Annotated in this window: 13 protein-coding genes; all 13 read left to right on the top strand. The window is 43.5% G+C overall.

What is annotated here, in order from left to right; all coding sequences use genetic code 11:
• Window positions 1–13 precede the first annotated feature (13 nt).
• Window positions 14–742, top strand: coding sequence for an elongation factor P 5-aminopentanone reductase (ymfI, locus tag BSI_RS11905; RefSeq protein ID WP_032732048.1), 729 nt, complete (start codon window positions 14–16; stop codon window positions 740–742).
• Between the two features lie 80 nt (window positions 743–822).
• Entirely contained in the window at window positions 823–1,080 is a 258-nt protein-coding gene (locus BSI_RS11910) for a DUF3243 domain-containing protein (protein ID WP_003238448.1), read from the top strand.
• Between the two features lie 129 nt (window positions 1,081–1,209).
• Window positions 1,210–2,001: a DUF3388 domain-containing protein gene (locus BSI_RS11915; protein WP_003220998.1), complete on the top strand. Its 792-nt coding sequence runs from the start codon at window positions 1,210–1,212 to the stop codon at window positions 1,999–2,001.
• Window positions 2,002–2,019: 18 nt separating this feature from the next.
• Window positions 2,020–2,934, top strand: a complete 915-nt coding sequence (gene rodZ, locus BSI_RS11920; protein WP_003238446.1) for a cell shape determination protein RodZ — start codon at window positions 2,020–2,022, stop codon at window positions 2,932–2,934.
• Between the two features lie 49 nt (window positions 2,935–2,983).
• A complete protein-coding gene (gene pgsA / locus BSI_RS11925; RefSeq protein ID WP_003238444.1) occupies window positions 2,984–3,565 on the top strand; it encodes a CDP-diacylglycerol--glycerol-3-phosphate 3-phosphatidyltransferase in 582 nt (193 codons plus the stop codon).
• Window positions 3,566–3,583: 18 nt separating this feature from the next.
• Window positions 3,584–4,834: a competence/damage-inducible protein A gene (locus BSI_RS11930; protein WP_003238442.1), complete on the top strand. Its 1,251-nt coding sequence runs from the start codon at window positions 3,584–3,586 to the stop codon at window positions 4,832–4,834.
• A 172-nt stretch (window positions 4,835–5,006) separates the two neighbouring features.
• Window positions 5,007–6,053: a recombinase RecA gene (gene recA, locus BSI_RS11935; protein ID WP_003238440.1), complete on the top strand. Its 1,047-nt coding sequence runs from the start codon at window positions 5,007–5,009 to the stop codon at window positions 6,051–6,053.
• Window positions 6,054–6,219: 166 nt separating this feature from the next.
• A complete protein-coding gene (locus BSI_RS11940) occupies window positions 6,220–7,395 on the top strand; it encodes a serine hydrolase domain-containing protein (protein WP_003238438.1) in 1,176 nt (391 codons plus the stop codon).
• A gap of 275 nt (window positions 7,396–7,670) precedes the next feature.
• On the top strand, window positions 7,671–9,233 hold the full coding sequence (rny, locus tag BSI_RS11945) for a ribonuclease Y (protein ID WP_003221010.1): 1,563 nt from the start codon (window positions 7,671–7,673) through the stop codon (window positions 9,231–9,233).
• A 69-nt stretch (window positions 9,234–9,302) separates the two neighbouring features.
• A complete protein-coding gene (gene ymdB / locus BSI_RS11950; RefSeq protein ID WP_003238436.1) occupies window positions 9,303–10,097 on the top strand; it encodes a 2',3'-cyclic-nucleotide 2'-phosphodiesterase in 795 nt (264 codons plus the stop codon).
• A gap of 199 nt (window positions 10,098–10,296) precedes the next feature.
• Window positions 10,297–10,557, top strand: a complete 261-nt coding sequence (gene spoVS, locus BSI_RS11955; protein WP_003154135.1) for a stage V sporulation protein SpoVS — start codon at window positions 10,297–10,299, stop codon at window positions 10,555–10,557.
• A 266-nt stretch (window positions 10,558–10,823) separates the two neighbouring features.
• On the top strand, window positions 10,824–11,867 hold the full coding sequence (tdh, locus tag BSI_RS11960) for an L-threonine 3-dehydrogenase (protein ID WP_003238434.1): 1,044 nt from the start codon (window positions 10,824–10,826) through the stop codon (window positions 11,865–11,867).
• A gap of 13 nt (window positions 11,868–11,880) precedes the next feature.
• Window positions 11,881–13,059 (top strand): glycine C-acetyltransferase, encoded by a 1,179-nt coding sequence (locus tag BSI_RS11965; RefSeq protein WP_003238432.1) that lies wholly within the window; start codon window positions 11,881–11,883, stop codon window positions 13,057–13,059.
• Window positions 13,060–13,145 lie beyond the last annotated feature (86 nt).

Genomic DNA, 13,145 nt, shown 5'->3' with positions numbered 1-13,145 from the left:
AGAAGGAAAGAGGATGAACAAAACAGCACTAATCACCGGAGCAAGCGGCGGCATTGGCAAAAGCATAAGTGAAACCCTTGCGGCAGATGGATATAATTTGCTGCTGCATTACAATACAAATCAAAACGCGGCAGCGGAGCTTGCTGAAAAACTAAGAGAGACGTTTGGCGTGCATGCTGAAATTTTACAAGCCGATCTGTCCGCGCCAGAAGGAGCAGATAAGCTGACAGGTTCAATTGTTCAGCCGATTGATGCGATTATTTTAAATAGCGGAAGAAGCCATTTTGGGCTGATTACGGATGTGGATAATGCAACGGTCCAGGAAATGGTTCAGCTTCATGTGGCGAGTCCTTATATGCTGACGAGAAACCTTCTTCCAGGCATGATCCGGAAGAAATCAGGAGCAATTGTGGCTGTCAGCTCTATTTGGGGAGAGACTGGAGCATCTTGTGAAGTGCTGTACAGCATGGCAAAGGGAGCTCAGCACTCGTTTGTAAAAGGACTGGCTAAGGAGCTGGCGCCAAGCGGAATCAGAGTAAACGCCGTAGCGCCAGGCGCGGTTGATACAAATATGATGAATCAATTCACCCCGTCTGAAAAAGAAGAGATCGCTGATGAGATCCCGATCGGCCGGCTGGCCCGGCCGCAAGAAATTGCGGATGCAACAGCTTTTCTCCTGTCTGAAAAAGCGTCATATATCACTGGCCAAATTTTGTCGGTGAATGGCGGCTGGCACTGCTGATCCGAAAATATTCGGTGTATAGTTTCTTTTGCGAAGGACACAATAATCTTGTAACTTCACATGAAATGGAGGAAACAAGCATGTCAGTATTAGAAAACTGGGATAGCTGGAAAAACTTCCTTGGCGACCGTCTGAACTATGCGCAAGATCAAGGTATGAGCCAGGATACTATTACAGATCTTGCGACAGAAATCGGCAGCTACTTGGCTAATGAAGTGGAATCTAAGAACGAGCAGGAAAAAGTGCTGGCAGATCTTTGGAGCGTAGCATCAAAAGATGAACAGCACGCCATTGCCAATATGATGGTTAAGCTTGTTGAAAATAACAGCACTCACTAGGAAGAGAGGGGATTTTTCCTCTCTTTTTTATGTTTTCCTCATCACAGCAACATTCTTCTTTCTAATTAGAGAAAAATGCTTTATGATAAAGGAAGGTAAAATTTTGCCACAATGAAGGGGGTATATCATTTGGCAAAGCTCGAATGGTATTTTGAATATGAAATTCAAGTGAACCGCCCCGGACTGCTCGGGGATATTTCATCTCTTCTTGGGATGCTTTCTATTAACATCGTAACGATAAACGGCGTCGATCTTTCCAGAAGGGGAATGCTCCTCAGGTGCCGCCATATAGATCAAATTAAACGATTAGAATCAATCTTAAAAACGATGGAAACAATTAAAGTAACGAAGCTGAGAGAACCGAGGCTTCGCGACCGTCTTGCCGTACGCCACGGCCGTTACATTCAAAGGGATGCCGATGACAAGAAAACGTTCCGCTTTGAACGGGACGAGCTAGGCTTATTAGTCGATTTTATGGCAGAACTGTTCAAAAAAGAAGGCCATAAATTAATCGGAATTCGTGGTATGCCGCGTGTCGGGAAAACAGAATCAATTGTGGCCTCCAGCGTGTGTGCAAGCAAAAGGTGGCTTTTTGTGTCATCAACCTTGCTGAAGCAGACGATAAGAAGTCAGCTGATTGCCGATGAATACAGCACTGAGAATGTCTTTATCGTTGACGGAATTGTGTCAACACGAAGAGGGTCAGAACGCCATCTCCAGCTGGTCAGAGAAATTATGAGGCTGCCTGCAACAAAAGTGGTGGAACATCCAGACATATTCGTTCAAAATACAGAGTATACACTAGATGACTTTGATTATATTATTGAACTGAGAAATGACCCTGATGAGGTTATTACATATGAACATGCCGAGGAACCCCAAATGTTTGATCAATCCGGGTTTTCAAGCTTTGATTTTTAAAATTGGAAGGTGTTTGTTGTGACTGAACTAGGAATCCGGCTCAAAGAAGCCAGAGAGGAAAAAGCAATGTCATTGGATGATCTCCAAGCGGCAACAAAGATTCAAAAAAGGTATTTAACCGCCTTGGAGGAAGGAAACTATGACATTATTCCGGGGAAGTTTTATGTTCGGGCATTCATCAAGCAATATGCAGAAGCCGTCGGGCTAGATGCGGATCAGCTGTTTGAGGAGCATAAAAAAGATATCCCGAATACGTATCATGACGATGTGTCTGAAAAGATCTCCGGCATGAATCTTCAAAAGGAAATGCCAAAGCCAGCATCTAAGGCGCTGGAGCTGCTGCCAACAATACTTGTGATTCTCGGCGTGATTGTCGTAATTGCGATTGTGTACGCGATCATTCAATTTGCGAATCATAAAAACAGCGATGATAACAATGCGGCATCTGAAAAATCAATTACGCAAAGTGAAAGCAAGTATGAAATCCCTAAAGATTCAACGCTAAAAGAGAATCAAAATAACAGCTCTGAAAAAGAGGCAGACACTAAAAAAGAAACAAAAGAAAATGAAGATAAAAAAGAAGAAAGTGACAGTGATAAACTGGAGATTAAAGCGGCTGGCACTGAAGGATCGTTAACGACTTATGAAGTGTCCGGCGCTGATAAAATCGAGCTTGAACTGAAGGCATCAGACAGCTCTTGGGTTCGAGTGCGCGATGAAAACAGCAGCTCGTTAAAAGAGGGAACGCTGAAAAAAGACGAAACCTATAAAAAAGACATAACTGATCAGAAACAAGTTGAAATCCGCACAGGATATGCACCTAATCTGAAAATAAAAATCAACGGTAAGGTTCTTTCATATGAACTCGATCCGAATGATGTGATGGCACAAACCATTAAGATTGTAAATAAAAAGGAAGAAAAGTCATCTTAATTACCAGATGACTTTTCTTCACGTCCGAGTATGAAACTGGAGGGGCTTTATGTTTAACTTACCAAATAAAATCACACTAGCTAGAATCGCATTAATCCCAATCTTCATGATTATCATGCTGGCGCCGTTTGACTGGGGCAGGCTCGAATTTGGAGACGAATCGATCCCGGTCGCACACTTGGCGGGCGCTATTTTATTTATTATTGCATCCACAACAGACTGGGTGGACGGGTATTATGCCCGAAAACTGAATCTCGTGACAAACTTCGGGAAATTTCTTGATCCGCTTGCGGATAAACTGCTTGTATCCGCAGCGTTAATTATCCTTGTTCAATTTGATCTTGCTCCAGCTTGGATGGTCATTGTGATTATCAGCCGGGAGTTTGCCGTGACAGGTTTAAGGCTTGTCTTAGCCGGAACAGGAGAAGTAGTAGCTGCTAATATGCTTGGTAAAATTAAAACCTGGGCACAAATCATTGCGGTTTCCGCATTGCTTCTTCATAATCTTCCGTTTGAACTTGTGTCATTCCCGTTTGCTGACTTAGCGTTGTGGGTAGCTGTCTTCTTTACTGTCGTATCAGGCTGGGAATATTTCTCTAAAAACTGGGAAGCGCTAAAAACATCTAACTAAGAAAGAAGGACTTACGTCATGGAATTTCCAAAAAAAGCAGAAATTATTGCAGTCGGTTCAGAGCTGTTGCTTGGCCAGATCGCAAATACAAATGCTCAATTTATCAGTAAACAGCTCGCTGAGATCGGAGTTAACGTATTTTATCATACAGCAGTCGGAGATAATCCGGAGCGGCTGAAGCAAGTCATCCGCATTGCTGAAGAACGCTCTGACTTCATTATTTTTTCAGGAGGTCTCGGACCGACAAAAGATGATCTGACGAAAGAAACGATTGCAAACGCGCTGGGACGTCCGCTCGTATTAAATGATGAAGCGTTCCAATCCATTGAGGACTATTTCAAACGAACAAAACGCACGATGTCACCTAATAATCGCAAACAGGCGCTTGTGATCGAAGGATCTGACGTACTGGCGAATCACTTTGGAATGGCGCCGGGAATGCTCACAGAGCATGAATCGCGCTTTTATATGCTTCTTCCTGGGCCGCCAAGCGAGTTGCGTCCAATGTTTGAAAATGAAGCAAAGCCTCTTCTGCTGAAAAAGATGGGCTCAAATGAAAAAATTGTTTCAACTGTTCTTCGCTTTTTCGGTATCGGCGAATCTCAGCTTGAAGCCGATTTGGAAGACATTATTGATGCACAAACGAACCCGACAATCGCTCCTTTGGCGGCTGACGGTGAGGTGACGCTGCGACTGACAGCCAAACATGCTGACGAAAAGGAAACAGAGCGTCTGTTAAAAGAAACAGAGGCTGTTATCTTAGAACGAGTCGGTGAATTTTTCTATGGCTACGATGATACTTCCCTTGTAAAAGAGCTTTCTAAAGCATGTAAGGAAAAAGGCATTACGATTTCCGCGGCGGAAAGCTTTACCGGCGGGCTGTTTTCTGAATGGCTGACGGATCTTAGCGGTGCTTCAAAATTATTTGCTGGCGGCGTCGTTTGCTATACAAACGACGTGAAGCAGAATGTGCTTGGTGTCAAGAAGGAAACATTAGATCGTTTTGGCGCGGTCAGTAAGGAGTGCGCATCAGAGCTGGCAAAGGGTGTTCAAAAGCTCACTGGCAGCGACATCGGCATCAGCTTTACCGGTGTAGCAGGACCTGATACTCAAGAAGGGCATGAGCCTGGACATGTGTTTATCGGTATTTCAGCAAATGGAAAAGAAGAGGTTCACGAGTTTCACTTTGCCGGCTCCAGAACGGGAATCAGAAAACGAGGCGCTAAATACGGCTGCCATTTAATCTTGAAGCTTTTAGAGCAAAAATAATATTTTCAGCACATTATCCTCCTAAGAAAACATGATTTCTCTGATGCATTATGATATTTTGATAGAAATCACGCCAGGAAAAAATCCGAATATGCGTTCGCTTTTTTCTTGGCAAATCCCTTCAAACAGGGTATAGTATATGTAGTGGTAACATAAAGGAGGAAAAAATAGAATGAGTGATCGTCAGGCAGCCTTAGATATGGCTCTTAAACAAATAGAAAAACAGTTCGGTAAAGGTTCCATTATGAAACTGGGAGAAAAGACAGATACAAGAATTTCTACTGTCCCAAGCGGCTCCCTCGCTCTTGATACGGCACTGGGAATTGGCGGATATCCGCGCGGACGGATTATTGAAGTATACGGTCCTGAAAGCTCAGGTAAAACAACTGTTGCGCTCCATGCGATTGCTGAGGTTCAGCAGCAAGGCGGACAAGCCGCGTTTATCGATGCGGAGCATGCGTTAGATCCGGTATACGCGCAGAAGCTCGGAGTCAACATCGAAGAGCTCTTACTGTCTCAGCCTGACACAGGCGAGCAGGCGCTTGAAATTGCGGAAGCGCTGGTTCGAAGCGGTGCAGTTGACATTGTCGTAGTCGACTCTGTGGCAGCTCTCGTTCCGAAAGCAGAAATTGAAGGCGACATGGGAGATTCACATGTCGGTTTACAAGCACGCTTAATGTCTCAAGCGCTTCGTAAGCTTTCAGGAGCCATTAACAAATCGAAGACAATTGCGATTTTCATTAACCAAATTCGTGAAAAAGTCGGCGTTATGTTCGGAAACCCGGAAACAACTCCTGGCGGCCGTGCGCTGAAATTCTACTCTTCCGTGCGTCTCGAAGTGCGCCGTGCTGAACAGCTGAAACAAGGCAACGACGTAATGGGGAACAAAACGAAAATCAAAGTCGTAAAAAACAAGGTGGCTCCGCCGTTCCGTACAGCCGAGGTTGACATTATGTACGGAGAAGGCATCTCAAAAGAGGGCGAAATCATTGATCTTGGAACTGAACTTGATATCGTGCAAAAAAGCGGTTCATGGTACTCTTATGAAGAAGAGCGTCTTGGCCAAGGCCGTGAAAATGCAAAACAATTCCTGAAAGAAAATAAAGATATCATGCTGATGATCCAGGAGCAAATTCGTGAACATTACGGCTTGGATAATCACGGTGTAGTGCAGCAGCAAGCTGAAGAGGCACAAGAAGAACTCGAATTTGAAGAATAAAAATATAATAAGTTTGAAATGATACAAAAGGCTGAGTGAAAAACTCAGCCTTTTGTATTTTGCAAAAAAATGATAAAAATATTGCTTTTTTTGACAACTTTTTCAGTGCTTTATTCGTCTAACAAAACGTGTGCAAAATGGAATTTATTTTGGGAGGAAAAAATGAATGACAAGCCCAACCCGCAGGAGAACTGCAAAACGCAGACGGAGAAAACTAAATAAAAGAGGCAAACTTTTGCTTGGTCTTTTAGCAGTGATGATTTGCTTTACGATTTGGAATGCGCTTCATCGAAATAGTGAAGAAAACGAGCCATCTCAAGAAACTTCAGCAGTTTCAGATACCAGTCAGAAAAAAGAAGTCAAAAAGAAAACCGCCAAAAAAACAGAGGAACAAATCAAAACAGTCGATCGTAATCAAAAAATAAGCAATTATTTAAATGAGATCGGTTTCAGCGGAACAGCCATGATTGTCAGAAATGGAGAAATCGTAACAAGTAAAGGTTTTGGTTATGCAGACCGTAAACATCACATTCAAAATAATCCATTGACATCATTTTATGTCGGTTCGTCACAAAAAGCGCTGATTGCAACCGCAATTTTGCAGCTTGAGGAAAAGGGGAAACTTCAGACAAGCGATCCGGTAAGCACGTATTTACCTCATTTCCCTAACGGACAAACGATTACTTTGAAGAATCTGCTTACACATACATCGGGAATAAACGGACATATTGAAGGAAACGGCGCAATCACTCCGGAAGATTTAGTAAAAGACATAGAACGTCAGGGAATCAAACGCCAGCCGGGCGTATGGGACTATAAGGATTCCAACTATTCTGTTCTCGCTTATATTGTTGCTGAAGTGAGCGGCGAGTCCTATGAACAATACATAACGAATCATATTTTTAAACCGGCGGGAATGACGCATGCAGGCTTTTATAAAACATATGATAAAGAACCTTATCCTGCTGTCGGGTATAAGCTGAAGGGCGGCAGAGCGTTTACGCCGTATATGCCCGATTTATCCCAGCTGTATGGAGCCGGTGATATATATATGAGTGCTATAGATATGTACAAATTTGACCAAGCGCTGATAGACGGCAAACTGTACTCGCAAAAAAGCTACGAAAAGATGCTGACACCAGGGAGCAGCTCTACATACGGTATGGGATTTTATGTTGCTCCCGGAAGCTATTCAAACCATGGTGTCATGCCGGGCTTCAACATCTTGAACAGCTTTAGCAAATCTGGGCAAACGATTGTAGTTTTGTTCTCAAACATTCAAAATAACGCTAAACTCGGCCAAGTGAACAATAAAATTTACCAGCTTTTGAATCAAGAATAATTCATGATCTTCTTTTGGAAGGATTGCATTCGGCACGCTAAAAGGCATCTGGTCGCAATCGTTAAGATGGCAAGCTTGACAAGTATTTCCGACACATTTACAATGAAGTTGTAACATTTGTTTTTTTAACATGATTGTTAAACCATTTAAACTTGACAAGGGCGATGAAAATACTCATTCCCTGTGAAGGTTCTGTATGTTGAGAAAACTAGACAATGTACATGCCGACACTTATTTAAGCAACAACCAAGTTCATAGCAAGAGGAGGTGAAAGTATGACCCCAATTATGATGGTTCTCATCTCCATTTTGCTGATTCTACTCGGTTTAGTTGTTGGCTACTTTGTTCGTAAAACCATTGCCGAAGCGAAAATTGCGGGCGCACGCGGTGCAGCCGAGCAAATTCTTGAAGATGCAAAGCGTGATGCTGAAGCACTGAAAAAAGAAGCTCTGCTTGAAGCAAAGGATGAAATCCACAAACTTCGAATAGATGCTGAACAGGAAGTTCGTGAAAGACGAAATGAGCTTCAAAAACAAGAAAACCGTTTACTCCAAAAGGAGGAAAACCTTGATCGCAAACATGAGGGAATTGATAAACGGGAAGCGATGTTGGAGAAGAAAGATCATTCTCTGAATGAACGACAACAACATATTGAAGAGATGGAAAGCAAAGTGGATGAGATGATTCGTATGCAGCAGTCAGAGTTGGAACGAATTTCGAGTCTGACTCGTGATGAAGCAAAACAAATCATTCTTGAGCGGGTTGAAAACGAGCTTTCACATGACATCGCCATCATGACAAAAGAAACTGAAAACCGTGCGAAAGAAGAGGCGGATAAGAAAGCGAAAAACATTCTTTCACTCGCCTTACAGCGCTGCGCAGCGGACCACGTTGCCGAAACAACGGTATCAGTTGTCAATCTTCCAAATGATGAGATGAAAGGACGTATCATCGGACGGGAAGGGCGTAACATTCGTACGCTTGAAACGCTGACAGGTATTGACCTGATTATTGATGATACACCTGAAGCTGTCATTCTTTCCGGATTTGATCCGATCAGACGTGAGACAGCAAGGATTGCTCTTGATAAACTCGTTCAGGATGGCCGTATTCATCCGGCACGGATTGAAGAAATGGTTGAAAAATCTCGCCGAGAGGTCGATGACTATATTCGTGAGATGGGTGAGCAAACGACATTTGAGGTTGGCGTTCACGGCCTCCACCCAGATCTCATCAAGATCCTCGGCCGCTTAAAGTTCCGTACAAGCTACGGTCAAAATGTGCTCAAGCATTCCATGGAAGTCGCATTCTTGGCCGGTCTAATGGCATCGGAGCTTGGAGAAGACGCAAAGCTTGCTAAACGTGCGGGCCTTCTTCACGACATCGGAAAAGCAATTGACCATGAAGTAGAAGGAAGCCACGTTGAAATCGGGGTAGAGCTTGCGACCAAATATAAAGAGCACCCAGTCGTGATTAATAGTATTGCATCACACCACGGGGATGAAGAGCCGACTTCCATTATCGCTGTGCTGGTAGCTGCAGCAGATGCACTTTCCGCTGCAAGACCTGGCGCAAGAAGTGAGACGCTCGAGAATTATATTCGAAGACTTGAAAAGCTCGAAGAAATTTCTGAGTCCTACGAAGGTGTAGAAAAATCATTTGCGATTCAGGCTGGACGCGAAGTGCGTATTATGGTGAAGCCGGATTCAATTAATGATCTTGAAGCTCATCGACTGGCGCGAGATATCCGTAAGCGAATTGAGGACGAGCTCGATTATCCAGGTCATATTAAAGTGACGGTAATCAGAGAAACTCGAGCCGTAGAGTATGCAAAATAAAGTGATGCGCTAAGCATCACTTTATTTTTTTGACGGCCAAGGAATTTTCAAGAAGAAAGGATTTACAAAATGAGAATTTTATTTATCGGAGATGTTGTCGGTTCACCGGGCCGTGACATGGTCAAAGAATATGTACCAAAGCTAAAAACAAAATATAAGCCTCACTTTACCATTATTAATGGTGAAAATGCTGCACATGGAAAAGGCCTGACAGAAAAAATTTATCACAGCTTAATCCAAGCCGGTGCAGATGCAATCACAATGGGGAACCACACATGGGATAAAAAAGAAATTTTCGATTTTATAGATGACGTTCCGAACTTGGTTCGCCCTGCAAACTTTCCAGAGGGAACACCGGGAAAAGGGATAACCTATGTGAAAGCAAACGGCAAAGAGCTTGCCGTCATTAATTTACAGGGACGCACGTTTTTACCGCCGCTTGATGATCCGTTTTTAAAAGTGGATGAATTGATTGCCGAAGCTGCGAAAAGAACACCGTACATTTTTATCGACTTCCATGCTGAAGCGACAAGTGAGAAGCTCGCACTTGGCTGGTACACGGATGGACGGGCATCAGCTGTTGTTGGAACTCATACACACGTGCAAACAGCGGATAACCGCATTTTGCCGAAGGGTACAGCATATATTACTGATGTAGGAATGACTGGCCCATATGACGGTATACTGGGGATGGACAGAGAGACAATTATCAAGCGCTTCAAAACAAACCTTCCAGTGCGTTTTACTGTCGCTGAAGGAAAAACAACACTGAGCGGTGTTGTCATCGACATCGACGATCAAACGAAAAAAGCCGTTAAAATCGAACGTATTTTAATCAATGATGATCACATGTTCTTTGAATAATTGAACATATGGTTATTTTATAAAAATATTAAAAAGAAAAGCAGGAATATAGCAACTCCTTAGTGAATATAGTAAAAATGGAAGGTAGCCCGCTATTTTTGAAAAGCATTGTGGGGATGGCTTTTTGGATAGCAACATCTAATAATGATTGTTCTAATGAACACTCACTTATCCATTGTAAAACTAAGGGGGAGCAGAAATGGAAATCTTAAAAGTTTCAGCAAAATCGAGTCCAAATTCAGTGGCAGGTGCGCTTGCAGGTGTGTTAAGAGAGCGAGGGGCCGCCGAGATTCAAGCAATTGGAGCGGGTGCATTAAACCAAGCTGTAAAAGCTGTGGCGATTGCCAGGGGATTTGTGGCGCCTAGCGGCGTAGATTTGATTTGTATTCCGGCTTTTACTGATATTCAAATCGATGGTGAAGAAAGAACGGCGATTAAATTAATCGTGGAGCCTCGCTAAAAACAAATAAAGCATTCTCAACCTGTTTGCCTCATGCAAACAGGTTGTTTTTCATTTATTGTGATATTTTCTTCCGATAGTATTTTCGGCATATAAATGACGGGAATACAAAAGTCAGAAATGAACTAGAACGTTTCAGAAAAAAAATTTCGCCCATTTTTCAAGACGGATACTTTTGTCTTCCTCAGAAAGACAGTGCTATTTACGCTTATTCCATATCATGGTACAATCCGAATGTAACAAGAATTTTTCAAGGAGGATTGTACATGCAGAGTGGAAAGATGAAAGCTCTAATGAAAAAGGACGGGGCGTTTGGTGCTGTGCTGACTGAAGTTCCCATTCCTGAGATCGATAAACATGAAGTCCTCATAAAAGTAAAAGCTGCTTCCATATGCGGCACGGATGTGCATATTTATAATTGGGATCAATGGGCACGTCAGAGAATCAAAACACCTTATGTTTTCGGCCATGAGTTCAGCGGCATTGTTGAAGCTGTAGGAGAGAATGTCGGCAGTGTAAAAGTGGGGGAGTATGTGTCTGCTGAAACGCATATTGTCTGCGGTGAATGTGTCCCTTGCGTAACCGGAAAATCTCATGTTTGTACCAATACTGCTATTATCGGGGTGGACACGGCAGGCTGTTTTGCGGAGTATGTAAAAGTCCCCGCTGATAACGTTTGGAAGAATCCCGCCGATATGGACCCAGCGATTGCTTCCATTCAAGAGCCTTTAGGAAATGCGGTTCATACAGTACTCGAGAGCCAGCCGGCAGGAGGGACGACTGCAGTCATTGGATGCGGACCGATTGGTCTTATGGCTGTTGCGGTTGCAAAAGCAGCAGGTGCTTCTCAGGTGATTGCGATTGATAAAAATGAATACAGGCTGGCGCTTGCCAAACAAATGGGAGCTGCACGTACTGTTTCTATTGAAAAAGAAGATCCGCTCAAAATTGTAAGCGCTTTAACGGATGGGGAAGGAGTGGATCTCGTTTGTGAAATGTCGGGCCATCCCTCAGCGATTGCCCAAGGTCTTGCGATGGCTGCGAATGGCGGAAGATTTCATATTCTCAGCTTGCCGGAACATCCAGTGACAATTGATTTGACGAATAAAGTGGTATTTAAAGGACTTACGATCCAAGGAATCACAGGAAGAAAAATGTTTTCGACATGGCGGCAGGTGTCTCAATTGCTCAGATCAAACGTGCTCGATCTTTCACCTGTTATTACCCATCAGTTTCCGTTAGAGGAGTTTGAGAAAGGATTCGAACTGATGAGAAGCGGCCAGTGCGGAAAAGTGATTTTAATTCCATAATAGGGGGATAAACATGACAAAGGAATTTGAGTTTTTAAAAGCAGAGCTTGATAGAATGAAAGAAAACCATACATGGCAAGAGATAAAACAGCTTGAATCAATGCAGGGACCTTCTGTCACAGTAAATCACAAAAACGTCATTCAGCTTTCTTCTAATAACTACCTCGGATTTACTTCACACCCAAGACTCATCAAAGCCGCGCAGGAGGCTGTTCAGCAATTTGGAGCCGGCACCGGATCAGTGAGAACGATTGCCGGTACACTTACAATGCATCAAGAGCTTGAGCAAAAGCTGGCAGCCTTTAAAAAAACGGAGGCGGCACTTGTATTCCAATCAGGCTTTACAACCAACCAAGGCGTACTTTCAAGTATTCTTTCAAAAGAAGATATTGTCATCTCAGATGAATTAAACCATGCCTCTATCATCGACGGAATCAGGCTGACAAAGGCGGATAAAAAGGTGTATCAGCATGTTGATATGAGTGATTTAGAGAGGGTGCTGAGAAAGTCAATGAATTATCGGATGCGTCTGATTGTGACAGACGGCGTATTTTCCATGGATGGCAACATAGCCCCTTTGCCTGATATTGTAGCGCTCGCTGAGAAATATGACGCATTTGTGATGGTGGATGACGCCCATGCATCCGGAGTGCTTGGCGAAAACGGGAGGGGAACGGTGAACCACTTCGGTCTTGACGGCAGAGTCCATATTCAGGTTGGAACGCTAAGCAAGGCAATCGGAGTGCTCGGCGGCTACGCTGCCGGTTCAAAGGTGCTGATCGATTATTTGCGCCATAAAGGCCGTCCGTTTTTATTCAGCACGTCCCATCCGCCGGCTGTCACCGCAGCTTGTATGGAAGCGATTGAAGTCTTGCTGGAGGAGCCGGAGCATATGGAGCGCTTATGGGAAAATACGGCCTATTTTAAATCAATGCTTATGAAAATGGGTTTGACTCTCACGCAGAGTGAAACGCCGATTCTTCCGATATTAATAGGTGATGAAGGTGTTGCAAAGCAATTTTCTGATCAGCTCCTTTCACGCGGCGTTTTTGCCCAAAGCATTGTGTTTCCGACTGTTGCAAAGGGAAAAGCCAGAATTCGCACGATTATTACCGCTGAGCATACCAAAGAAGAACTGAATGAGGCGCTTGACGTCATCAAAAAGACGGCTGAAGAACTCCAGCTATTGTAAGAGGAAGAGTATACTCTTCCTCTTTTTATTCCTTATTGATTATTATTCTCAATGAGTGTACAATGATAGGTTGCCAGTTGTGCAGA

It is taken from the genome of Bacillus inaquosorum KCTC 13429, from assembly GCF_000332645.1.
Taxonomy (GTDB): domain Bacteria; phylum Bacillota; class Bacilli; order Bacillales; family Bacillaceae; genus Bacillus; species Bacillus inaquosorum.
Note: the sequence above shows the minus strand (reverse complement) of the source record. Positions and strands in the feature narration are given on the sequence as shown.

Coding starts and splice junctions, on each gene's coding strand:
- ymfI (WP_032732048.1), top strand. CDS start 14: ATGAACAAAACAGCACTAATCACCGGAGCAAGCGGCGGCATTGGCAAA.
- BSI_RS11910 (WP_003238448.1), top strand. CDS start 823: ATGTCAGTATTAGAAAACTGGGATAGCTGGAAAAACTTCCTTGGCGAC.
- pgsA (WP_003238444.1), top strand. CDS start 2,984: ATGTTTAACTTACCAAATAAAATCACACTAGCTAGAATCGCATTAATC.
- BSI_RS11930 (WP_003238442.1), top strand. CDS start 3,584: ATGGAATTTCCAAAAAAAGCAGAAATTATTGCAGTCGGTTCAGAGCTG.
- recA (WP_003238440.1), top strand. CDS start 5,007: ATGAGTGATCGTCAGGCAGCCTTAGATATGGCTCTTAAACAAATAGAA.
- BSI_RS11940 (WP_003238438.1), top strand. CDS start 6,220: ATGACAAGCCCAACCCGCAGGAGAACTGCAAAACGCAGACGGAGAAAA.
- rny (WP_003221010.1), top strand. CDS start 7,671: ATGACCCCAATTATGATGGTTCTCATCTCCATTTTGCTGATTCTACTC.
- ymdB (WP_003238436.1), top strand. CDS start 9,303: ATGAGAATTTTATTTATCGGAGATGTTGTCGGTTCACCGGGCCGTGAC.
- spoVS (WP_003154135.1), top strand. CDS start 10,297: ATGGAAATCTTAAAAGTTTCAGCAAAATCGAGTCCAAATTCAGTGGCA.
- tdh (WP_003238434.1), top strand. CDS start 10,824: ATGCAGAGTGGAAAGATGAAAGCTCTAATGAAAAAGGACGGGGCGTTT.
- BSI_RS11965 (WP_003238432.1), top strand. CDS start 11,881: ATGACAAAGGAATTTGAGTTTTTAAAAGCAGAGCTTGATAGAATGAAA.